Origin of the sequence: Micromonospora sp. LH3U1, from assembly GCF_028475105.1 — a bacterium.
Classification (GTDB): domain Bacteria; phylum Actinomycetota; class Actinomycetes; order Mycobacteriales; family Micromonosporaceae; genus Micromonospora.
The window spans coordinates 6,242,430-6,264,686 of record NZ_CP116936.1; the positions used below are offsets into that span (position 1 = coordinate 6,242,430).

21 protein-coding genes and 1 pseudogene are annotated in these 22,257 nt (G+C 72.6%); 10 read left to right on the forward strand and 12 right to left on the reverse strand.

What is annotated here, in order from left to right:
• Window positions 1-8 precede the first annotated feature (8 nt).
• The 5 genes from PCA76_RS28580 (at window position 9) to PCA76_RS28600 (ending at window position 4,462) form a co-directional block, all read left to right on the forward strand.
• Window positions 9-827 carry an ATP-binding cassette domain-containing protein gene (locus PCA76_RS28580; RefSeq protein WP_272613530.1) on the forward strand — a complete coding sequence of 273 codons (819 nt, stop codon included), beginning with the start codon at window positions 9-11 and terminating at the stop codon, window positions 825-827.
• Window positions 824-2,086, forward strand: coding sequence for a sugar ABC transporter permease (locus tag PCA76_RS28585; protein ID WP_272613531.1), 1,263 nt, complete (start codon window positions 824-826; stop codon window positions 2,084-2,086). Before PCA76_RS28580 ends, PCA76_RS28585 begins: the two co-directional genes overlap by 4 nt.
• A gap of 20 nt (window positions 2,087-2,106) precedes the next feature.
• Complete coding sequence (locus PCA76_RS28590) at window positions 2,107-3,288, forward strand: ROK family protein (protein WP_272613532.1); 1,182 nt, start codon at window positions 2,107-2,109, stop codon at window positions 3,286-3,288.
• Between the two features lie 19 nt (window positions 3,289-3,307).
• On the forward strand, window positions 3,308-3,610 hold the full coding sequence (locus tag PCA76_RS28595; protein ID WP_272613533.1) for a DUF1707 SHOCT-like domain-containing protein: 303 nt from the start codon (window positions 3,308-3,310) through the stop codon (window positions 3,608-3,610).
• 108 nt (window positions 3,611-3,718) lie between these two features.
• The gene (locus PCA76_RS28600; RefSeq protein ID WP_272613534.1) at window positions 3,719-4,462 is read left to right on the forward strand and encodes a DUF4142 domain-containing protein; all 744 of its coding nucleotides are present in this window, start codon (window positions 3,719-3,721) and stop codon (window positions 4,460-4,462) included.
• 31 nt (window positions 4,463-4,493) lie between these two features.
• On the opposite strand, the gene PCA76_RS28605 is transcribed toward PCA76_RS28600, so the two are convergent.
• The 5 genes from PCA76_RS28605 to ung form a co-directional block, all read right to left on the reverse strand.
• Window positions 4,494-4,748 (reverse strand): hypothetical protein, encoded by a 255-nt coding sequence (locus PCA76_RS28605; RefSeq protein ID WP_053660576.1) that lies wholly within the window; start codon window positions 4,746-4,748, stop codon window positions 4,494-4,496.
• 14 nt (window positions 4,749-4,762) lie between these two features.
• On the reverse strand, window positions 4,763-5,809 hold the full coding sequence (gene tsaD / locus PCA76_RS28610; RefSeq protein ID WP_272613535.1) for a tRNA (adenosine(37)-N6)-threonylcarbamoyltransferase complex transferase subunit TsaD: 1,047 nt from the start codon (window positions 5,807-5,809) through the stop codon (window positions 4,763-4,765).
• Window positions 5,802-6,284 carry a ribosomal protein S18-alanine N-acetyltransferase gene (rimI, locus tag PCA76_RS28615; RefSeq protein WP_272613536.1) on the reverse strand — a complete coding sequence of 161 codons (483 nt, stop codon included), beginning with the start codon at window positions 6,282-6,284 and terminating at the stop codon, window positions 5,802-5,804. The genes tsaD and rimI overlap by 8 nt, the downstream gene beginning before the upstream one ends.
• Window positions 6,285-6,339: 55 nt before the next feature.
• Window positions 6,340-7,017 carry a tRNA (adenosine(37)-N6)-threonylcarbamoyltransferase complex dimerization subunit type 1 TsaB gene (gene tsaB / locus PCA76_RS28620; protein ID WP_272613537.1) on the reverse strand — a complete coding sequence of 226 codons (678 nt, stop codon included), beginning with the start codon at window positions 7,015-7,017 and terminating at the stop codon, window positions 6,340-6,342.
• Window positions 7,018-7,241: 224 nt separating this feature from the next.
• Window positions 7,242-7,943, reverse strand: a complete 702-nt coding sequence (gene ung / locus PCA76_RS28625; protein ID WP_272613538.1) for a uracil-DNA glycosylase — start codon at window positions 7,941-7,943, stop codon at window positions 7,242-7,244.
• Between the two features lie 183 nt (window positions 7,944-8,126).
• Here ung and PCA76_RS28630 point away from each other — a divergent pair, with 183 nt between their 5' ends.
• The gene (locus PCA76_RS28630) at window positions 8,127-9,533 is read left to right on the forward strand and encodes a lipase family protein (protein ID WP_272613539.1); all 1,407 of its coding nucleotides are present in this window, start codon (window positions 8,127-8,129) and stop codon (window positions 9,531-9,533) included.
• Between the two features lie 35 nt (window positions 9,534-9,568).
• Here PCA76_RS28630 and tsaE read toward each other — a convergent pair whose 3' ends face one another.
• From tsaE to PCA76_RS28655, 5 genes are all read right to left on the reverse strand, one after another.
• A complete protein-coding gene (tsaE, locus tag PCA76_RS28635; protein ID WP_272613540.1) occupies window positions 9,569-10,060 on the reverse strand; it encodes a tRNA (adenosine(37)-N6)-threonylcarbamoyltransferase complex ATPase subunit type 1 TsaE in 492 nt (163 codons plus the stop codon).
• The gene (locus PCA76_RS28640) at window positions 10,057-11,160 is read right to left on the reverse strand and encodes an alpha/beta fold hydrolase (RefSeq protein ID WP_272613541.1); all 1,104 of its coding nucleotides are present in this window, start codon (window positions 11,158-11,160) and stop codon (window positions 10,057-10,059) included. Before PCA76_RS28640 ends, tsaE begins: the two co-directional genes overlap by 4 nt.
• The gene (gene alr, locus PCA76_RS28645) at window positions 11,157-12,275 is read right to left on the reverse strand and encodes an alanine racemase (protein ID WP_272613542.1); all 1,119 of its coding nucleotides are present in this window, start codon (window positions 12,273-12,275) and stop codon (window positions 11,157-11,159) included. The genes PCA76_RS28640 and alr overlap by 4 nt, the downstream gene beginning before the upstream one ends.
• Window positions 12,276-12,364: 89 nt before the next feature.
• Window positions 12,365-13,834, reverse strand: coding sequence for an NAD(P)H-hydrate dehydratase (locus PCA76_RS28650; protein ID WP_272613543.1), 1,470 nt, complete (start codon window positions 13,832-13,834; stop codon window positions 12,365-12,367).
• A gap of 54 nt (window positions 13,835-13,888) precedes the next feature.
• Window positions 13,889-14,257, reverse strand: coding sequence for a holo-ACP synthase (locus PCA76_RS28655; RefSeq protein ID WP_272613544.1), 369 nt, complete (start codon window positions 14,255-14,257; stop codon window positions 13,889-13,891).
• A 173-nt stretch (window positions 14,258-14,430) separates the two neighbouring features.
• On the opposite strand from PCA76_RS28655, the gene PCA76_RS28660 reads away from it, so the two are divergent.
• On the forward strand, window positions 14,431-14,727 hold the full coding sequence (locus PCA76_RS28660; protein ID WP_272613545.1) for a hypothetical protein: 297 nt from the start codon (window positions 14,431-14,433) through the stop codon (window positions 14,725-14,727).
• Window positions 14,724-16,316: an alpha/beta hydrolase gene (locus PCA76_RS28665; protein ID WP_272613546.1), complete on the forward strand. Its 1,593-nt coding sequence runs from the start codon at window positions 14,724-14,726 to the stop codon at window positions 16,314-16,316. The genes PCA76_RS28660 and PCA76_RS28665 overlap by 4 nt, the downstream gene beginning before the upstream one ends.
• A gap of 3 nt (window positions 16,317-16,319) precedes the next feature.
• Here PCA76_RS28665 and glmS read toward each other — a convergent pair whose 3' ends face one another.
• Complete coding sequence (gene glmS / locus PCA76_RS28670; protein WP_272613547.1) at window positions 16,320-18,233, reverse strand: glutamine--fructose-6-phosphate transaminase (isomerizing); 1,914 nt, start codon at window positions 18,231-18,233, stop codon at window positions 16,320-16,322.
• Window positions 18,234-18,995: 762 nt separating this feature from the next.
• Here glmS and PCA76_RS28675 point away from each other — a divergent pair.
• Together PCA76_RS28675 and PCA76_RS28680 are read left to right on the forward strand one after the other, a co-directional pair.
• Entirely contained in the window at window positions 18,996-19,517 is a 522-nt protein-coding gene (locus PCA76_RS28675; RefSeq protein WP_272613548.1) for an MmpS family transport accessory protein, read from the forward strand.
• Between the two features lie 39 nt (window positions 19,518-19,556).
• Window positions 19,557-20,765 carry a pyridoxal phosphate-dependent aminotransferase gene (locus PCA76_RS28680; protein ID WP_272613549.1) on the forward strand — a complete coding sequence of 403 codons (1,209 nt, stop codon included), beginning with the start codon at window positions 19,557-19,559 and terminating at the stop codon, window positions 20,763-20,765.
• A gap of 132 nt (window positions 20,766-20,897) precedes the next feature.
• On the opposite strand, the pseudogene glmM reads toward PCA76_RS28680, so the two are convergent.
• Window positions 20,898-22,250 (reverse strand): annotated as a pseudogene (gene glmM / locus PCA76_RS28685) (phosphoglucosamine mutase); the annotation flags it as partial.
• Between the last annotated feature and the right edge of the window lie 7 nt (window positions 22,251-22,257).

The window sequence follows — 22,257 nt, forward strand, 5'->3', positions numbered from 1 at the left end:
AGACCCCCGTGTCCGCGACCCCCCTGCTGGAACTCCGCGGGATCGACAAGAGCTTCGGTCCCGTCCAGGTGCTCCGCGACGTCGCCCTGACCGTCCACCCGGGCGAAGTGACCGCACTGGTCGGCGACAACGGCGCCGGCAAGTCGACCCTGGTGAAGTGCATCAGCGGCATCCACCCCACCGACGCTGGCGAGTTCCTGTTCAACGGTGAACCGGTACATATCGGCAGCCCTCGCGACGCCGCCGCACTCGGCATCGAGGTCGTCTACCAGGACCTCGCGCTCTGCGACAACCTGGACATCGTGCAGAACATGTTCCTGGGCCGGGAGAGGCGCAGCGGCATCGTCCTGGACGAGCCGACCATGGAACAGCTCGCCGCCGAGACGCTGGCAGGGCTCTCCATCCGCACCGTCACCTCGCTGCGTCAGCACGTGTCCAGCCTCTCCGGCGGCCAGCGCCAGACCGTAGCCATCGCCAAGGCGGTGCTGTGGAACAGCAAGCTCGTCATCCTGGACGAGCCGACCGCCGCGCTCGGCGTCGCACAGACCGCCCAGGTGCTCGAACTGGTCCGCCGCCTCGCCGACAACGGCCTGGCCGTGGTGCTCATCTCGCACAACATGAACGACGTCTTCGCCGTCTCCGACCGGATCGCCGCGCTCTACCTCGGCCAGATGGTCGCCCAGGTGAAGACCACCGACATCACCCACGCCCAGGTGGTCGAGCTGATCACCGCCGGGCGCTCGGGCGGGCTCGGCCTCGCCACCGACCCGGGCAGCAACGGCGACGGCCCGCAGCCGGCCGACTCGACCTCAGGAGGCGTCCGATGACCACCACCGCCGTGCGGAAGGACGGCCCCGCGTCCGTCACACCCCCGCCGACCGTCGGAGGCCACGTCCGCAACTACCTCAGTCGGGTACGCGGTGGCGACGTCGGCGCGCTACCGGCCGTGCTCGGCCTGATCGTGCTCTGCACCGTCTTCGCGATCATGCGGCCGTCGTCGTTCCTGTCGGCAGGCAACTTCGCCAACCTCTTCACCCAGGGTGCGGCGGTCACGCTGATCGCGATGGGCCTGGTCTTCGTGCTGCTGCTCGGCGAGATCGACCTCTCCGCCGGCTTCGCCAGCGGCGTCTGCGCGGCGGTGCTGGCCAATGTGGTCACCGTGCTCGGCTACCCCTGGTGGGTCGCCGTGCTCGCCGCGGTCGCCACGGGTGTGGTGATCGGCACCGCGCTCGGCATGCTCGTCGCGAAGATCGGCATCCCGTCCTTCGTGGTCACTCTCGCCGGTTTCCTCGCCTTCCAGGGCGTCGTGTTGCTGCTCGTCAAGGAGGGCACCAACATCTCCGTCCGCGACGAGGTGCTGGTCGCCATCGCCAACCGCAACCTCGCCCCCACGCTGGGCTGGGCACTGACCGCCCTCGCGGTCCTCGGCTACGCGGCGGTGCAACTGCTGCGCCACCGCAACCGGGCGGCCCGTGGTCTGATCACCGACCCGATCGCGGTGGTGGCGCTGCGGATCGGCGGGCTCGCCGTCATCCTCGGCACCGCGGTGTACGTGCTCAACCTGGAGCGCAGCCGCAACGTCCTGATCAGCTCACTCAAGGGTGTGCCGATCGTGGTGCCGATCATCGTGGTGCTGCTGGTCATCTGGACCTTCGTGCTGCAACGCACCAGCTACGGCCGGCACATCTACGCCGTGGGCGGCAACCGGGAAGCGGCCCGCCGGGCCGGCATCGACGTCGACCGGATCAGGATCTCGGTCTTCGTGATCTGCTCGTCGATGGCCGCCATCGGTGGCATCGTGGCGGCCAGCCGAGCCAACTCCGTCGACCCGAACACGGGGGGCAGTAACGTACTGCTCTACGCGGTCGGCGCGGCGGTGATCGGCGGCACCAGCCTCTTCGGCGGCAAGGGCCGGGTCCTCGACGCCGTGCTCGGCGGCGCGGTGGTCGCGGTCATCGAAAACGGAATGGGCCTGATGGGTTACAGCGCGGGAGTCAAGTACGTGGTCACCGGCGTCGTGCTGCTGCTCGCCGCCAGCGTCGACGCGCTCTCCCGCCGTCGCGCGGCAGCCACCGGCACCCGCTGACCGCGGGAGGTAGCACCACGATGCGCCCAGGACCGAGCCAGGACGACGTCCGGCGGCAGAACCTCGGGGCTCTGCTGAGGCATGTGCACGTCCACGGGGCGACCACGCGCGCCGAACTGACCACCACGCTGGGTCTCAACCGCAGCACCATCGGTGCGCTCACCGCCGACCTGTCCGCGGTGGGGCTGGTCAGCGAAGGCGCACCGAAGGAGACCGGCCGGGCCGGGCGACCGTCACTGGTCGTCCGGCCCGAGTCGGCCCGGGTCTACGCGTACGCGTACTCGGTGGAGGTGGACCGGCTGCGCGCCGCCCGGATCGGGCTGGGCGGGGCGGTCCTGGACCGCCGGGATCTGGACCGACCGCGCGGACTGCTGGCCGCGGAGGCAGCGCCACTGTTGGCCGGCGCGGTCAAGGAGATGCAGCAGATGGTGCCGCCCGACGCGATCTGCGTCGGTGCCGGCGTCGCGGTCTGCGGCATGGTCCGCCGCGACGACGGCCTGGTCCGGCTCGGCCCGACCACCGGCTGGGTGGATGAGCCGATCGGCGCGGCACTCGGCGCCGAGTTGGGCATCGACGTGCCGGTCACGGTGGGCAACGTGGCCGACGTGGCCGCGTTCGCCGAGCACACACGGGGTGTGGCGGCGAACTGCGACAACGTCCTCTACCTGTACGGCGACGTCGGCGTCGGTGCCGGCATCATCGCCGGTGGGCGCCGGCTGACCGGGCACGGTGGGTACGGCGGCGAGGTCGGCCACATGAAGGTGGTCCGCGACGGCAGGCCCTGTGAGTGCGGCTCCCGGGGCTGCTGGGAGACCGAGATCGGCGAGCACGGTCTGCTCCGGGCTGCCGGACGCTCCGACGCCCGGGGCCGCGACGCGCTGCTGGCAGTCTTCGATGCCGCCGACCGGGGTGACGCGCGGGCCCAGACGGCCGTCCGCCAGGCCGGCGACTGGCTCGGCTTCGGGGTGGCCAACCTGGTGAACGTCTTCAACCCTGAGATGGTCATCTTCGGCGGCACCATGCGCGACCTCTATCTCGCTTCGGCGGCCCAGGTCCGCAGCCGGCTCAACTCCAACGCGCTCGGTGCCTGCCTGGAACACGTCCGACTGCGTACGCCGAAACTGGGCGAGGACGCACCTCTGGTCGGGGCCGCCGAGTTGGCCTTCGAACGACTCCTCGCCGACCCCCTCGACGTGGGCTGATCCGCGTACGCTGTCCGGCGTGGATGTCGAGCTGCGCGCCTCCGACGACGACCGCAACCGGGTGGTCGCCGAGCTGCACCGGCACACAGCGGCGGGCCGGCTGACCCTGGACGAGTTCTCCGATCGGGCGGGTGCAGTGTGGACAGCGCGCACCCTCGGTGACCTGGCCGCGCTGACCCGCGACCTTCCGACCCTGCCCGACCAGGCCGTCGGCAGTGGCCCCGTCGAGCACGGGCGTCGAGAGCTGCTGATGCTTTTCGCCGCCGCCGCGCTCACCCTGCTGCTGCTCGGCGGCTTTCTCGCCGTCACCCGCACCCTTTGATGAACTGATCGCGCGATCAGTCCGTACCAGTGGGCGGACGGGCAGCCGGCAGAGTATGGCTGCCCGGTCCAGACGCGTTTCGGTCCGGACCGAGGAGGCACCACAGACATGGCACCGCTCAGATCCGCCCGTCGCTGGCTGGGCAACCGGACCCACCGGGCGGCGATGCTGCTCATCGCAATCGTCGCGGCGGTCGGTGTCCTGCCCGGCGTGGCCGTCGCCGCGCCCGCTGGCGGTGGCCAGCAGCTCAACGCCGCCGACATGACGCTGCTCAACGGGGTGCGCCTGGCCGGGCTGTGGGAGATGCCGGCCGGTCAGATGGCCGCCGAGAAGGGGCAGTCGGCCAAGGTCCGGGAGATCGGCGCCGGCATCGCCACCGAGCACCAGAAGCTCGACCAGCTCGTCGTGGACGCGGCCAACAAGCTGGGCGCGAGCATCCCCAGCGAGCCGACCGCCGAGCAGAAGGGCTGGCTGGCGGAGATGCAGAAGGCCTCCGGCGCCCGGTTCGACCAGATCTTCGTCACCCGGCTCCGGGTGGCCCACGGCAAGATCTTCCCGGTGATCGGCGCGGTGCGGGCCAGCACCCGGGACGCCACCGTCCGCAAGCTCTGCGACGACGCCAACGGCTTCGTCATGCACCACATGCAGATGCTGGAGAGCACCGGGTTGGTCCGCTGGCCGGAGCTGCCGCCGGCCGCGCTGCCCGCCCCCGGTGACGACGGGCTGCTGGCCGCCGCCGCTGCCAACGCCGGCCCGCAGGTCGGAGTCAGCAGCACCGTCGTCTGGTTGGTCTTCCTCGCCGCGCTGGGCACCGGCGGAATCGCCACCTACCGGATGCTGCGCCGCAACTGATCATCGGCGGTGGCCTCGTTGGTGGCTCGCGTCAGCGGTCGACCTGGGTGAAGTCCCAGGAGTGCGGCGCGCGGGCCACCAGCAGGGCAGGCGGATCAGGCAGCGGACGCGGATTGCTGCGCCACTTGGAGATGACCACCACACGGTGGTCGGTGGAGGAGAAGACCTCGCTGGAGACGTGCAGCGGGTCATGTTCCAACTCGGGCAGGGCGGTGTCGCACACCCAGGTGATCAGATCCGCCACGCCGTACGCCTCGGCGCGCGCCTCCCACATCCGCACGATCATGTCCGCCGCTCCCGTCACACGCTGACCGTGGTCAACGGCAGTGCGGAGTCGGCCGGCAGGTCCAGTCGGCTCGGCGCGACCCCCGCGGCGACCAGGTGCGACCCGAGCGCGGCCACCATGGCACCGTTGTCGGTGCACAGCTTCGGCCGGGGCACCCGGACCTGGATGCCGTACTTCTGGGCCCGCTGCTCGGCCAGCACCCGCAGCCGCGAGTTCGCCGCCACTCCCCCGCCGATCACCAGGGTGTCGATCCCGTTCGCGCGGCAGGCAGCGATCGCCTTGCTGGTCAGGACATCACAGACCGCCTCCTGGAAGGACGCGGCCACGTCGGCCACCGGCACCGGCTCACCGGCACGTTGACGCGCCTCGACCCACCGGGCCACCGCCGTCTTCAGCCCGGAGAACGAGAAGTCGTACCGGTGGGCGGCGAGATCCTTCGCGGCGGTCAGACCGCGTGGAAAGGCAATCGCCGCAGAGTCGCCGGCCCGGGCCTCCCGGTCGATGGGCGGGCCGCCCGGAAACGGCAGCCCGAGCAGCCGGGCGACCTTGTCGAACGCCTCGCCGGCCGCGTCGTCGATGGTGGCGCCCAGCGGGGTGACACCCCGGGCGAGGTCATCGACGAGCAGGAGCGACGAGTGGCCGCCGGACACCAGGAGCGCGATGGCGGGTTCGGGCAGAGGCCCATGCTCAAGCGTGTCCACCGCGACGTGGGCGGCAAGGTGATTGACGCCGTACACCGGCTTCTCGGCGGCGAGCGCGTACCCCTTCGCGGCGGCGACGCCGACCAGCAGCGCGCCGGCCAGACCAGGCCCAGCGGTGACCGCGATCGCGTCGATGTCGGCCAGCGTGACGCCGGCCTCGGTCAGTGCCCGGTCCATGGTCGGCACGATGGCCTCCAGGTGTGCCCGGCTGGCCACCTCGGGCACCACACCCCCGAACCGGGCGTGCTCCTCGACACTGGAGGCGAGCGCGTCGGCCAGCAGGGTGTGCCCCCGCACGATGCCGACGCCGGTCTCGTCGCAGGAGGTCTCGATACCCAGGATCAGCGGTTCGTCAGCCATGGTCGTGTGGTCCGTCCCCGGTCGGCTCGGCGTCGCGCCGCATCACCAGCGCGTCGGTGTTGCTTGGTTGGTAGTAGCCGCGCCGCACCCCGATCGGCTCGAAACCGTACGTCGCGTAGAGCCGCTGAGCGGCGGCGTTGTCCACGGCGACCTCCAGCAGGGTGCTGCGGGCGGCGCGTCGGGCCGCCTCGGCGAGCAGATTCTCCAGCAGGGCACGGCCTACGCCGCGCCGCTGGGCGTCCCGGCGGACGGCGATGTTCTGCACCCACACCTCGTCCGGCGGAGCACCGGCGAGCCCGGCGTAACCGAGCACCGAACCGTCCGCGTCCACGGCGACCCGGTAGTGGTGCCCGTTGGCCAACTCGTTCCAGAACATGCCCGGCGACCACTGCTCGGCGCCGAAGAGGTCCGCCTCGATCAGCAGCACGTCGTCGATGTGCCACCAGCGGAACGGGTCGAGCCGTACCGCCGTCACCGTGGCACCTCTGTTCGCGACTGCGGGGCTCGCAACCCCGGCTCACTCCTCGCGCTCACGGAAGGACCGGTTTGCGGCTGATCGCCGCCACCGCGTCCGGGCGGCGCAGGTAGAGGGGGGTGAGCCGCTCACTGGACGTGCCCGCCCGGATCCGCTCGGCGGCGAGCAGCGCCAGCACGGTGGCATCCGGGTATCGCGGTTCGACCCGCACGGGCAGATCCAGGGTCTCGGCGTACCGGTGCGCCCCGTCGCCGACCGCGATCGTCACGCCCAACTCCCGGGCTCGCGCCGCGGCCACCACCGGCGTGGACACCTCCGGCCCGACGATCCGCTGGCCGGCGCCGTCATAGACGGCCCAGTAGAGCTCCTTGCGCCGGGCGTCGCTGGCGGCCAGCACCGGCTCGCCGGACGCCGCCGGGTAGCCGATGGCATCCAGCGAGCAGACACCGTACGTGGGGATGCCGAGCACCTGGCCCATCGTCGCGGCGGTGACCAGGCCGACCCGCAGCCCGGTGAACGGCCCCGGGCCGAGCCCGGCGACGATGGCGGTCAGGTCACGCGGGCGCGCGTCGGCGTCGGCGAGGACCGCATCCACCTGGGGCGCGAGGAGTTCGCCATGCGCGCGGGCGTCGACCGTGCACCGGTGCGCCCGGGACACCACGTCGTTTGCCGAGACCTCCACCAGCGCTGCGGTCACCGCAGGGGTCGAGCTGTCCACCACGAGTACGAGCACGGTAAGCCAGCCTAGCCGCCCCACCGCCACCGCCGGTCACGCCCCGCCCCGACGCACAGCCACCTCGCCCATGGTGGGCGCAGTTACCCGGTGGTGCCGCTGGTCGCGCCGGAGCTGACCGAGCCGCGGGCCGCCGAGCTACTGCGCCGCTACCGAGACCGGCAACAGACCAGCGGAGACTGAGCCAGTGCCGGCCGCGCGAGCAGCGGGACGTCGACGACCAGTCAGCCGGCGGTGCGTTCCCACTCGATGGTGGGCAGACCGGCGTCGGCGAGCGCCTTGTTGGCGGCGCTGAACGGGCGGCTGCCCAGGAAGCCGCGCGGATTCATCGGGCTGGGATGCCCGGCCTCCAGAACCACGTGCTGCGGGTTGGTGACCAGGGCGGCCTTCTTGCGCGCGTAGCCACCCCAGAGCAGGAAGACCACCCGGGTTTCCCGCGCGTCGAGCGCCCGGATGGTGGCGTCGGTGAACTCCTCCCAGCCGCGGTTGGCGTGCGAGCCGGGCGTGGCCTCACGGACAGTGAGGACGGAGTTGAGCAACAGCACGCCCTGCGCCGCCCAGCCACCGAGGTTGCCGCCACGCGGCTTCGGCACGCCGAGATCCTCGCTTAGTTCCTTGAAGACGTTGCGCAGCGACGGCGGCACGGTCACGCCCTCCTGCACGCTGAAGCTGAGCCCGTGCGCCTGCCCCGCCTTGTGGTAAGGGTCCTGCCCGAGGATGAGAACCCGGCAGTCGGCCGGCGCGCAGAGTCGGTAGGCCGAGAAGAGGTCCTCGACCGGCGGGAAGACGGTGCGGCTGGCGTATTCCCCCGCGACGAACGCGGCCAGCTCCGCGGTGCGGGACGGGTCGAGGTGCGGGGTGAGCACGGTGCGCCAGTCCTGCGGCAGCAGCGCCGGCAGGTCCAGGGTGGGGACGTCGTCGGACATCGGCAACCTCTCGTAGTCGATCGCCATCTTCCTACCAGTCGCCACTGACATCGCACGGCACCGGTGGCGGGCGAGGAGTCGACCCGCAGAAGTTACCGGAGCGTAACTTACTGGCCAGTCACTTGTGGTACGGGTCACTGCTACCTTGAATTCACCTCCATCAATGCTTATGAGGAGTGATCTGTGAGCCACAGGAACCCCCGTCCCCGTTTCACTCTCCACACCACGCAGTCGACGATCTCCCCCCGCCGTCGGCAGGCATCGGCCAGCATGCGCGTGCTGGTCATCGCGGCGGCAGCGGCAGTCTGCCTGGGCGTGCCCGGTGCACCGGCCGCCGCCTCCGACGGGTCGGCACCCGTCGTCTCCCGCGGTGTCACCATCCCCGCCTTCTACAACCCGCCGGCTCAACTGCCCGCCGCCAACGGCACGTTGATCCGCAGCGAGCCCATGCCTCTAGGCCTGAGCATTCCCGGGCTCGACGGTCGCCCGATGCCGGGCACGGCCACCCGCCTGATGTACCGGTCCACCGACTCCAACGGCCTGGCTGTCGGGGTGACCGGCGCCTACATCGAACCGTCGGCGGCGTGGCGGGGCAGCGGCCCACGCCCGCTGGTGGCCGTCGCCTCCGGCACCATGGGCCAGGGCGACCAGTGCGCGCCCTCGCTGGCGTTGCAGTACCCGTTGACCCTGAGCGGCGATACCGTGTCGGTCGGCTACGAGGCCCTGGCCATCTACCGCCTCCTCTCCACCGGCGCGGCGGTCGTCGTCACCGACTACGTCGGCCTGGGTGGCACCGACCGGGTGCACACCTACGTCAACCGCCTCGACCAGGGGCACGCCCTGCTGGACGCGGCCCGCGCCGCGCGCGCCGTGCCGGGCGCATCGGTCACCCGGGAATCCCGCGTCGGCCTGTACGGCTACAGCCAGGGCGGCGGCGCCAGCGCCGCGGCCGCGGAACTTCAGCCCACCTACGCACCAGAGGTGCCACTGGCCGGCAGCTACGTCGGCGCGCCGCCCGCCAACCTGAACTCGGTGCTCAAGGGCATCGACGGCAGCGCCCTGGCAGGTGCGCTGGGCTGGTCGATGAATGGCTTCGCCCAGTCCGACCCGGCCCTGCGGGACGTCGTCGAGGCGAACATCAACAGCACCGGCCGGGCGGCGCTGAAGGACATGTCGACCATGTGTGTCGGCGACGTGCTCTTCAGTTACGGCTTCACGAAGAGCACCCGCTGGACCACCAGCGGCAAATCCCTCGGCGACGTCATCGCGACCTCACCTCCGGCGCAGGCTGCGCTCGACCGGCAGCGCATCGGCACGCTCAAGCCCGCCGGCCCGGTACGCCTGGCGACCGGCATCCAGGACGACATCGTTCCCCACCAGCAGGCCCGCCAGCTTGCCGTGGACTGGTGCCGCAAGGGTGCCAACATCACGTACGAGGCCATCAGCCTGCCGAACCTCGGGGACAAGATCCTCACCAACCACCTGGTTCCGCTCATCACCGATCAGGGCGACGCGGTGTCCTGGATGGCCGACCGCCTCACGGGCCGGACCGCCTACTCCAACTGCTGGACCATGCCCCTTCAGCCCTAGCGCTCCGGATCGACCGAGCCGGCGCCCCTCGTCGATCATGGCGAGGGGCGCAGGGCCGCCAGCCGCCGGGCCCAGTCGCCACCGATCGGGTCCAGCTCGACGATGCGGGTGTCGTCGTCGCGGCGGTCGATGCGGACCCGCAGGTGCGCGTCCACCAACTGCTCCACCAGGCCCTCGCCCCACTCCACCACGGTCACCGACTCGTCCACGGATGCGTCGAGGTCCAGGTCGTCGATCTCGGCACGGGGATCGACGGCGTCGCCCAACCGGTACGCGTCGGCGTGCACCAGTGCCACCCGGCCGCCCCGGGCCGGATCGGGGCGGTGCACCCGGGCGATCACGAACGTCGGCGAGGTGATGTCCCCGAGGACACCGAGCCCGGCGCCGACGCCCTGGGTGAGCGCGGTCTTGCCGGCGCCCAGCGGACCGGTCAGCAGCACCAGGTCGCCGGCTCGCAGCAGCCCGGCCAGGCGGCGGCCGAACTCCCGAGTGTCCTCGATGGTCGGCAGCTTGACGACGTGACTCACCGTTCCTCCGGCTTCCCGAGTGACTCGAGGAACCGCGCGAGCGCGGCGTTGACCTCGTCAGCGTGCTCCAGCATCACCACGTGACCGCTGTCCTTGATCTTGACGAACTCCGCGTGCGGCAGCCGCCGGACGATCTCCTCGGAGTGGGTCACCGGCGTGATCATGTCCTTGTCGCCGACCACCACCAACACCGGCGTCGCGGCCAACGCCGCGAGAGCCGGGAAGCGCGAGTGAGTGGCCAGGGTCCGCAGATAGCGGGTCACCGTGTCGGCCGACGTCCGAGAGTTCATCGTCTCCACATAGGACACCAGCGTAGGGCTGGGCTTTCGGGTGCCGAAGCCATACTTGCGGGTCAACAGCCAGGCCACGTTCGACGTCGACTTGCGGGCCTTCTCGATCACCGGTCCGCCGTACCGGGTGGCGTTGCTGACCATGTACAGCACCGGGCCACCGACCCGACCGAGCAACGCGGGCGCGACCAGCTTGGTCTCCGCGATGAGCCCGCCCGACGTGGCCATCAGGACGGTGCCCACCACCCGGTCACCGAACAACTCCGGAAACAGCTCGGCGAACGCCATGATGGTCATACCGCCCATCGAATGGCCGACCAGCACCAGCGGCCCGTCCGGGGCGGTTCGGTCGATCACCTGGCGCAGCGTCCGGCCGAGCACCGCCAGGTCGTACTCCCCGGACTCCAGCCGACCGGACCGACCGTGACCGGGCTGGTCGTACGCCACGACCCGGTAGTCACCGCGCGCGGCGAGCATCTGGCGCTGGAAGTGGAACGTCCCCATGTCCAGGCAGAAGCCGTGCACCAGCACGACCGTCGGGTGCCCCGGCACCGGCCTGGTCGGCTCGACCACCTCGACGTGGATGTCCGTGCCGTCCGGCAGTTCGAGACGGAACACCTCGTCGTACCGCTGCTCGCCGAACTCCTCGTGCGCGTAGCGGTCGGCCGGGTCGGCCTTGAGGCGGCGGACCAGGGTGCGCTCGGTCGCGACGCCGGCCGCCAGGCCCGCCGCGGCGACCCCGACCGCAGCTCCGACGATCCCCGCGACCCGGCCCACAGCGGTCCGAGGACGCGGAATGCGATAGCTCACGGCCGCTCGCCGTCATAGACCCTGGGCACGCGCGTGCTGCCGAACCGGGTGACGATCTCGTAGTTGATCGTGCCGACCGCCTCGGCCCAGTCATCGGCCGTCGGCTCGCCGTCGACGCCGCTGCCGAAGAGCGTCGCCACGTCGCCGTCGGCCACCGGGTCGTCGCCGCAGTCGATCACGAACTGGTCCATGCAGACCCGCCCCGAGATCGTCCGCCGTGCGCCAGCGAGCTGCACCGGTCCGGTGTTGGAGGCGTGCCGGGGAACCCCGTCGGCGTACCCGAGCGGCACCACCGCCAGGTTCGCGGCGGCTTCCGTCGTGTAGGTGTGCCCGTACGAGACGCCGGTGCCGGCGGGCACCCGCTTGGTGAGCATCACCCGGGCGCGCGCGGTCATGGCCGGCCGCAGCCCGTACGTCTCACCGGCCACCGGGGAGAGACCGTAGATGGCCAGGCCGGGGCGGACCAGGTCGAAATGGGTGTCCGGGCGGGTCAGGGTGGCCGCCGAGTTGGCGAGGTGCCGCCAGCGCGGCCGCAGCCCGGCCCGCTCGACCATGGACAGCCCTTCGTGGAAGACGGCCAGCTGACGGTCGGTCGTGGGGTGACCGGGCATGTCCGCGTACACGAAGTGGCTCCACACGCCGACCACCTCGACCAGGCCGTCGGCCTGCGCCTTCGCGGCGGCGTCCAGCAGCGCCGGCCAGTCGGCGACGGTCGCCCCGCCCCGGGACAGCCCGGTGTCGATCTTCAGGTGCAGGCGGGCCGGACGCCCGGCGAGCCGGCTCGCCTCGATCATCTCGTCCAGCTGCGGCAGGCTGCCCGCGCCCAGGTCCACCCCGGCGCTGACCCCCTCGTGCAGAGGCAGCCCCGGCGCGAGCAGCCAGGCCAGCACCGGCACGGTCACCCCGGCCCGACGCAGGGTGAGCGCCTCGTCGAGGGTGCAGACACCGAGCCAGTCCGCCCCGGCGTCGAGCGCCGCGCGGGCGGCGGGGAGCATGCCATGGCCGTACCCGTCGGCCTTCACCACCGCCATCAGCTCGGCATTGGTGCCGGAGCGGAGTCGGCTCACGTTCTCGCGGATCGCGTCAAGGTCGACGCGTACCTCGGCCTGCCACATGCACCCAGCCTACTTTCCGCAGTGATCAGCGCGGGCGGCGACGCACGCGCCGACCCGCGATCCGGTCACCGCGCCCGGGACCGACACGATCAGCCCAGCCGGGCGAGCACCGGGCGAAGAGCGGTCACCACGTCGGGCGCGGTCACCGGCCCACCCCGGGCCGCCTCCCGGCCTGCGAGCCCATGGAGGTACGCCGCCGAGGCCGCGGCCCGATCGGCGGGCACCCCGGCTGCCAGCAGCGAGCCGAGCAACCCGGCCAGCACGTCGCCGGTGCCGCCGGTGGCCAGCGCCGGAGTGCCGGTCGGGTTGACGTACGCGCGACCGTCCGGCGTGCCGATCACCGTGCGGTCCCCCTTGAGCAGCACCACCGCGTTCATCCAGGCGGCCAGCCGCAGCGCGGCGCCGACCCGGTCGGCGCCGGGCTCCTCCCCGCAGAGTCGCGCGAACTCCCGGTCGTGCGGCGTGACCACGATCGGCGCGTCCCGACCGCGCAGCCGGTCGGCGAGCGAGCCGTCCACCAGCAGGGTCAGCGCGTCGGCGTCGAGCACCACCGGCACCGGGGCGGCCAGCACGGCGCGCAGCTCAGCCGCCGCGTCCCCGCCGGTGCCCAGCCCGGAGCCGCAGACCCAGGCCTGCACCCGGCCCGCGTCGGCGACCCGCTCACTGGCGATCACCGAGGGGTGCTGGTGCAGCACCTCGGCGCGGGCGCTGCCGGCGTAGCGAACCAGGCCGGTCGGTCCGGCCAGAGCGCCGCCCACCGAGAGCACCGCGGCACCCGGGTAGGTCGCCGAGCCGGTGGCCACACCCACCACACCCCGGCTGTACTTCTCCGACGCCGGGCCCAGCTCCGGCCACCAGTCGCTCAGGTCGGACCACTCGGTGACCTGTAGCGCCGGGGTGCCCCGCAGCCACGGCCGCAGCCCGATGTCGACCAGCTCCACCTGCCCGGCCAGGGCGGCGGCCGGCCCGACCACCAGTGCCGGCTTCAGCGCGCCGAACGCCACCGTCACGTCGGCGCGAACCGCGGTCGGCCGCCCGGACGAGGCCAGCGGCACGTGGCCGGTGTCCACCGCGACCCCGCTCGGCACGTCCACCGCCAGCACGGTGGCACGCTCGCCGTCGCGCCCCCGCAGCGCGCCGAGGCCCTGGACCACCTCCTCCGCGCTCGCCCGCAGCCCGCCGGTGCCGCCGATGCCGACGATCCCGTCGAGGACCAGGTCGACCGGGCCGGTCGGTCGCGGCACCAGCTGGCCGCCGGCAGCTCGCAGCGCGTTCAGCCCCGCAGCGTGCGCCCGCCCGGGGGTGAGAAGCAGAGCGGACACGTGGACACCCCGGCGAGCCAGCCGCTCCCCCGCGTACAACGCGTCGCCGCCGTTGTCGCCGGAGCCGACCAGCAGCAGCACCCGGCCGCCGTAGACCCCGCCCCGCTCGGCGAGCAGCAGCGCGGCCCGGCGGGCCAACCCGGCGGCGGCCCGCTGCATCAGCGTCCCCTCCGGCAGGGTGCCCATCAGCCCTGCCTCGGCCGCGCGTACGTCGGCCACCCGCCACACCGATCTCATGCCACCGTGTCCCATCCGTTCGCGGGTGGGCCCGATCGGCCCGCCCGGCCGACGTCATCGTTCCGCGACCACCATCGCCGACGCGATCCCCCCGTCGTGCGACAACGAGAGATGCCAGTGGTTGACCCCACGCGCGTCGGCCGCCGCCGCGACGGTGCCGGAGACGGCCAGCCAGGGGCGGCCATCCTGATCGGGCACGATCTCGCAGTCGTGCCAGCTCAGCCCGACGGGAGCGCCGAGCGCCTTGGCCACGGCCTCCTTGGCGGCGAACCGGCCGGCGAGCGACTCCGGCGACCGCGGGTTGCCGGAGCGGGTGTGCCGCTCGGCCTCGGTGAAGAGCCGATCGGCGAGTGACGGCGTCCGTGTCAGGGCCCGGGCGAACCGGTCGACCAGGACGACATCGATGCCGACAGCGACGATCACCACACCACCCTACCGGCGGTCGAGGCCGCAGATTAGCCGTCGGGCCCGCGGCGGGCAATGCCTGTGGACAGGCCGGGGTACGGCCCAGTGCGGCTGTCCACAGGGCACTCCGGCGCCTTCGGTGCGCGCCTAGCGTCAGCGCGTCGATGCCGATCGTCCACGGGGGTGTGGTCATGACCGATGAGCTGTTCGCCGTCCGGCCGGAGGAGTTGCGGGGCGTCGCCGTGCTGCTCGACGACGAGGCGCACCGGCTGGCGCTGGGCCTCGTCGGGGTGCCCGGGCTGCTGGTGGCGGCGCCCGAGTGGCGAGCTGGCCCAGCTCTGGCCGGGCTGGAGGCCGCCGCGCACACCTGGTTCTGCCGGCTGGGTGGCCGGGTCGCGGCGACCTCCGGTGGGGTCCGGGCGGCCTGCGAGGCGTACGAGACGGTGGACGATCGGGCCGCCGACCGGTTCGCCGCCCTACCCCGGTGAGCGCCGTCGGCTACCGGCGGCTGTGGACAGCCGATCCGGGCGGATGGCGGGCCGCCGGGGCAGCCTGGGCCGGGTTGACCGGGCGGGTCGACCGACGCGTCGGCGAGTTGCGTACGGACGCCGGGCGGTTGCGGGGCGGTTGGTCCGGTGCCGCAGCCACGGCGGCGGACGCCCGGCTCGCCGAGCTGCGTGACGAGTTGACCTCGGTCGCGCCCGCGCTGATCGAGGTCGATCAGGTGCTGGCCGAGTTGGCCGGTCGGCTGACCGTGGCGAAGGCACGGCTCGCCGATGCGGTCGCCCTGGCGGACGCGGCCGGTCTGCTGGTGGACCGCTCGGGCGGGGTGCACGTCGATCCCGCCCGAGCCCGCCCGACCGAGCGGGCCGGCGTGGCTGCGGCCCGGGTGGCGGCAGCCCTGCGGGACGCGCTCGACGAGGCCGAGGCCGCGGACCGGGTCGCCGCCGACCGGTTGGACGAGCTGGCCCGAGCCGCCGGCACCGGTTGGGCGTCCCCGCCACCGCCGGACCGGCCGGCCCCCGGCGCGGCGCCGACGCTGGTCCACGCCTGGTGGGCAGGTTTGACACCGGCGCAGCGACGGTGGCTGATCGGGTACGAGCCGGCCCTGGTCGGCCGGTTGGACGGTGTGCCGGTGGCCGCCCGCGACCAGGCCAACCGGCTGCGGCTCGGAGTCTGGCGGGAGGAGCTGCTGGCCGAGCGGCGGCGGTTGCTGGCCCAGGTGCCGCCGGGGGCACTCGCGTCGGTCCGGCTGCGCGGGGTGGCCGAGCGGTTGGCCGGTCTGGACGCGTTGGGCGGACGACTGGCGGGCGGCGGGGAACCGCGGGCGTACCTGCTGGGGCTGGATGCGGCCGGTGAGGGTCGGATGGTGCTGGCGCTCGGCGACCCGGACCAGGCCAACCGGGTCCTCACCTACGTTCCGGGGATGGGTTCCGGGCTGGACGACGCCCCCGGTGAGCTGGGCAGGGCGGCGCGAGTGCTGGAGCGGTGCACCGCGCTCGCCCCGGGTGAGCGCAGCGCGGCGGTGCTCTGGTTGGACTACGACGCCCCGGATTTCCTGACCGAGGCCACTTCGGCCGGCCAGGCGCGGGACGCCGGCCCGGCGCTGCACCGCTTTCAGGAAGGGCTGCGGGCCAGCCACGATGGGCCACCGGCGCGACAGACCGTGCTCGGGCACAGCTACGGGTCGCTGGTGGTGGGTGTGGCCGCCCGGGAGCACGGGTTGGCCGCCGACGCACTGATCTTCGTCGGCTCGCCCGGGGTCGGCGCGTCGCACGCCGCCGAGTTGGGCGTGCCACCCGGGGAGATCTGGGCGAGCAGCGCCCCCGACGACGTGATCCGGGCAGCCCTTCCAGTGGACGAGTTGGGCCGACGGGCCTTACTGGGTGCGGCTCCGCTGGCCGCCGTGCTGGGCTGGCCCGACCGGACCGGGCATGAGCTGTGGTTCGGTCACGACCCGTCCGATCCCGGCTTCGGCGGTCGGGTCTTCGGCAGTGGGCGAGGCGGGCACACCGGTTACTGGGACCCGGGCAACCCCGCGCTGGACAGGATGGCCCGGGTCGTGCTGGGCGGCTGAGGCTTACTCGACCGTGACCGACTTGGCCAGGTTGCGAGGCTGGTCCACGTCGTGCCCACGGGCTGCGGCGATCTCGGCGGCCAGCACCTGCAACGGCACCGTGGTGACGAGCGGGGCCAGCAGGGTCGGCGTACGCGGCACGTAGATCAGATGGTCGGCATACCGGACGACGGCCTCGTCGCCCTCCTCCGCGATCACGATGGTCCGCGCGCCGCGCGCCCGGACCTCCTGGATGTTGGAGACGACCTTGTCGTGCAGCATGCCCCGGCCGACCGGCGAGGGCACCACGCAGATCACCGGAGTGCCCTCGTCGATCAGGGCGATCGGGCCGTGCTTCAGCTCGCCGGCCGCGAAGCCCTCGGCGTGCATGTACGCCAACTCCTTGAGCTTCAGCGCGCCCTCCAGGGCCACCGGATAGCCGACGTGCCGGCCGATGAACAGCACGGTCGGCTCGGACTTCAGCTCACGGGCCAGCTCGCGCACGGGCTCGATCCGGCCGAGCAGCTCGCGCAGCTTGCCCGGGATCTCCTGCAACTGCGCGACCACCGCGCCCACCTCGTCGGCGAACTTGATCCCGCGCACCTGGGCGAGGTGCAGGCCGATCAGATAGCAGGCGACGACCTGGGTGAGGAACGCCTTGGTGGACGCGACGGCGATCTCCGGCCCGCCGTGGGTGTAGAGCACGGCGTCGGACTCACGGGGAATTGTCGAGCCGTTGGTGTTGCAGATCGCCAGCACCCGGGCCTTCTGCTCCTTGGCGTGGCGCAGCGCCATCAGGGTGTCCATCGTTTCGCCGGACTGCGAGATCACCACGATCAGCGTGGACCGGTCGAGCACCGGGTCGCGGTAACGGAACTCGCTGGCCAGCTCCACCTCGCAGGGGATCCGCGTCCAGTGCTCGATGGCGTACTTGGCGACCATGCCGGCGTGGTACGCCGTGCCGCAGGCCACGATGAAGATCTTGTCGACGTCGCGCAGATCCTGGTCGCTGAGGCGGACCTCGTCGAGGGCGATCTCACCGGTCTCGGTGAGCCGGCCGAGCAGAGTGTCGGCGATGGCCTGCGGCTGCTCCTCGATCTCCTTGAGCATGAACCAGTCGTAGCCGCCCTTCTCGGCAGCCGAGGAGTCCCAGTCGATGTGGAAGTCCTTGCCGGCGGCGGGCTGGCCCTCGAAGTCGGTGATCTCGATGCTGTCACCGGTGATCAGGACGATCTGGTCCTGGCCCAGCTCGACAGCTTCCCGGGTGTGCTCGATGAACGCGGCCACGTCACTGGCCAGGTAGTTTTCCCCGTCGCCCCGGCCGACCACCAGCGGTGAGTTGCGCCGGGCGCCGACGACCGCGCCGGGCACCGAGGCGTCGACGGCGAGCAGGGTGAAGGCGCCCTCCAGTCGCTGGCAGACCACCCGCATGCCGGCGGCGAGCAACTGGGGGTTGTCCGGCTGACCGGCGGCGCGAAGCTCGGTCAGCGCGGCGGAGAGCAGGTGCGCGGCGCACTCGGTGTCGGTGTCGCTGGTGAACTGGACGCCGCCGGCCTCCAGCTCGTTACGGAGCTTGGCGAAGTTTTCGATGATGCCGTTGTGGATGACCGCGACCCGCCCGTCGGGGGCGACGTGCGGGTGGGCGTTGCGGTCGGTCGGGCCGCCGTGGGTGGCCCACCGGGTGTGCCCGATTCCGGTGGTGCCGTCACCGATGCCGATCGGGCTGGCCGCGCAGGAGGTCGGGTCGTCGGCGGCCCGCTCGGACAGCACCTTTTCCAGGTTGGCCAGCTTGCCGGCCTTCTTCTCGGTCAGGAGCTGGTCGTCGCAGACGATGGCGACGCCCGCTGAGTCGTAGCCGCGGTATTCCAGCCGCCGCAGCCCGTCGAGCACGATGCCGAGTGCAGGGCGCGCGCCCGCGTATCCCACGATTCCACACATGGCCCCCAGCCTAACTCAGTTTCACTCACGGTGGGTGCTCGAAAGTCGGGTTATCAATCACGGAATCTGAGCGATTAGTAGCTGGCGGGTCGCAACCGGACGGACTTCCAGGCCCGCTCGTGCCCGGCCCCGGATGACGGGGTTGCGGCGGGCCTTCGGGTACGACAGTCTCTCGGCGGGTTCGGCGCTCCCGTCCACGGCCCGTTCGTCCCATACCCACTCCCGCCCGGAGCAGCCATGTCCGACGCGCCGCCGCCCGATCCGTCCCCCTCGTCCGCACCGGACCCGTCGCCCTCCCCACCACCGCCGGATCCGACGGCCCCGCCCTCCGCGGCTCCGATCCCGCCCTCCTCGGCTCCGATCCCGGCCTCCGACCCGCTGGCCCCGGGCCAGCCGTGGGCACCGCAGGCCCCGTGGACGCCGTCCCCGTGGGCGCCATCCCCGCCGGCCGCGCCGTGGGCGCCGTCTCCGCCAACGACCCAGTGGACGCCCCAACCGCCCTCGACGCCGTGGACGCCGGAACCGCCCACGTCCCCGTGGTCGCCGCCCCCGCCCGACGCCTCGGGCCCGACGCCCGCTGGATCGCCGTCGCCAGCAGGGTGGCCCACGCCCGACGGATCGACACCGCCAGCAGGGTGGCCCACGCCCGACGGGCAGCCGCCATACGCTGGCTGGCCGCCGCCCGGCACCGGATGGCCGCCGCCCGGTTATCCGCCGCCGTACGCCTACCCCGGGTTTCCACAGGTCACCGGCAAGCCGGCCATGGGTGGCGGGCGGGTCGTCGGAATCGTCGTCGCGGTCCTCGTGGTACTTGTCCTCACCGTGTGCGGCTGCCTCTGCGCGGGTGGCCTGCTGATCGACGGGACCAACCCGGACCCGGTCGCCGAAGAGCCGTGGGGCATTCCCGACGACGACGGCTGGACCACCGCCGGGCCGCCCATCCCCAAGCAACCCACCGTGGCGCCAACCCCCACCAAACAGCCGATCACCCGCCCGACCTCGGGGCCGGCCCCGGTGACGGTGGTCTACGAGGTCACCGGAACGGGCGTGGTCGACCTCGCGTACTACGACGCCGAGAGCGACCTCATGCACGTCGACGGCGCGAAGCTGCCCTGGCGCACCACCATCCGGACCAACGGCAAGAGCCGGGTCATGGTGGAGGCCAGATGGGCCGACGATGAGGGTGAGAGACCACTCGACTGCACCGTCACGGTCACCGGCGTAGGCAAGCCAGTCGTCGTCAAGACCCGGGGGTACTGGTCGACCCGTTGCACACCCGAGTGAGGCTGGGGTTCGGCCGGGGGCACCCGTAGGCTGGCGCAGGTGACGACGAGCACCGATGTCGACCCGCTGGTGGCCCGGATGCGGCCGTTCGGCACGACGATCTTCGCCGAGATGTCCGCCCTCGCCGTGCGCACCGGCGCGGTCAACCTCGGCCAGGGCTTCCCCGACACCGACGGCCCACCGGAGATGCTGGCCGCCGCCGCCGAAGCGCTGCGCGGCGGGCAGAACCAGTACCCGCCCGGGCCGGGGATCCCCGCTCTGCGCGCGGCGGTCGCCGCCCATCAGCAACGGTTCCACGACCTGGCGTACGACCCGGACGGCGAGATCGTGATCACCGCGGGCGCGACGGAGGCGGTCGCGGCGAGCATCCTCGCCCTCTGCGAACCGGGCGACGAGGTGGTCTGCTTCGAGCCGTACTACGACTCGTACGCCGCCTCGATCGCGCTGGCCGGTGCGGTCCGGCGGCCGGTGACCCTGCGCCCCACGGCCGACGGCCGGTACGCCTTCGACCCGGCGGCGCTACGCGCGGCGTTCGGTCCGCGCACCCGATTGGTGCTGCTCAACTCACCGCACAATCCGACCGGCAAGGTCTTCACTCCGGCCGAGCTGGCGCTGGTCGCCGAGTTGTGCCAGGAGCACGGCGCGTACGCGGTCACCGACGAGGTGTACGAGCACCTGGTCTTCACCGACGCGGCGAACCCGCACGTGCCGCTGGCCACCCTGCCCGGGATGCGGGAGCGGACGCTGCGCATCTCGTCGGCCGGAAAGACGTTCTCCTGCACGGGTTGGAAGGTCGGCTGGGCGAGCGGCCCGGCGGCGCTCGTCTCGGCCGTGCTGCGGGTGAAGCAGTTCCTCACCTTCGTCAACGCGGCACCGCTGCAACCGGCGGTCGCGGTGGCGTTGGCCCTGCCGGACAGCTACTACACCGGCTTCCGGGACGGGCTCCAACAGCGGCGCGACCAGCTCGTCGGCGGCCTCACCGACGCCGGGTTCGAGGTGCTCAGCCCGGAGGGGACATACTTCGTGACCGCCGACGTCACCGCCCTCGGCGGCCGGGACGGGGTGGAGTTCTGCCGCTCCCTGCCGGAGCGCTGCGGCGTGGTGGCGGTGCCCACCCAGGTCTTCTACGACGACACCGACGCGGGCCGACGGCTGATCCGCTTCGCCTTCTGCAAGCGCCCCGAGGTGCTGACCGAGGCGGTCACCCGGCTGCGCAAACTCTCGACCGAAACTCCCGCGCCGATCTAGGGAAAACCGTCGCCATTGGAGATCCACTCACGACGTTCTGCCCTAGATCGACGGGGGCTGGGGGCTGGGGGCGGGCGGGGGCGGGGGCGGGCGGCGGGCGGGGTGGGGCGGGGTGGGGTGGGTGGGGCTAGGGGTTGTGGGGCTGGCGGTTTGGACTTGCTCGGCGATTCGCTCGGCTACCTCGCGGGCGGTCGCCTCGGTGGCCGCCTCGACCATTACGCGGACCAGCAGCTCGGTGCCCGACGGGCGCAGCAGCACCCGGCCGGTCTCGCCCAGTTCCGCCTCGGCCCGCTCGACCTCGGCGCGGACGGCGGGCGCGTTGGCGCCGACGGTCCGGTCACCGACGGGCACGTTGATGAGGACCTGGGGCAGCTTGGTGACCACGGACGCCAGCTCGGCGAGGGTCTGGCCGGTGGCCGCCATCCGCGCCATCAGGTGCAGGCCGGTGAGCACGCCGTCGCCGGTGGTGGCGTGTGCGGGCATGACGATGTGGCCGCTCTGCTCACCGCCGAGCGCCAGCCCGGAGGCGCGCAGCTCCTCCAGCACGTACCGGTCGCCGACCTTGGTCTCGATCAGCCGGATGCCCTGCGCGGACATGGCCAACCGCAGCCCGAGGTTGCTCATCACGGTGGCCACCAGGGTGTCCTGGGTGAGCGTGCCGGCATCCCGCATGGCCAGCGCGAGGATCGCCATCACCTGGTCGCCGTCGACCTCGTCGCCGTCGGCGGTGACCGCCAGGCAGCGGTCGGCGTCGCCGTCGTGGGCGATGCCCAGGTGGGCGCCGTGCTCGACCACGGCGGCCCGCAGCGCCTCGATGTGGTTGGAGCCGCAGTCGTCGTTGATGTTCAGCCCGTTGGGCTCCGCGTGGATCGCGATGACCTCCGCGCCGGCTTCCCGGTAGGCGACCGGGGCGACCTCGGCGGCGGCACCGTTGGCGCAGTCGACCACGACCTTGATCCCGTCGAGCCGATGCGGCACCGTGCCGACCAGGTGCTGGACGTAGTGGTCCGCGCCATCGAGCAGGTCGTGCACGCGGCCGACGCCGGCGCCGATCGGCCGGTCCCAGGCGGTGGTGGCGTTCGTCTCGACGGCCGCCTCGATCTTCAGCTCGATCTCGTCGGGCAACTTGTGGCCGCCGGCGGCGAAGAGCTTGATGCCGTTGTCCGGCATCGGGTTGTGTGACGCGGAGAGCATCACCCCGAGGTCGGCCTTGGCCTCGGCGGTGAGGAACGCCACCGCGGGGGTGGGCAGCACGCCGACCCGGACCACGTTGGCGCCGGCGCTGGTCAGCCCGGCAACCACTGCGGCCTCCAACATCTCCCCGCTGGCGCGGGTGTCCCGGCCGACCACCGCGAGCGGCGGATGGCTGCGGTCCGTCTCGGCGAGTGTGTGCGCGGCGGCCACGGCCAGCGCAAGTGCCAACTCGGGGGTGAGATCCGCGTTTGCCCGCCCGCGTACGCCGTCCGTGCCGAACAACCGACCCATACCCGCC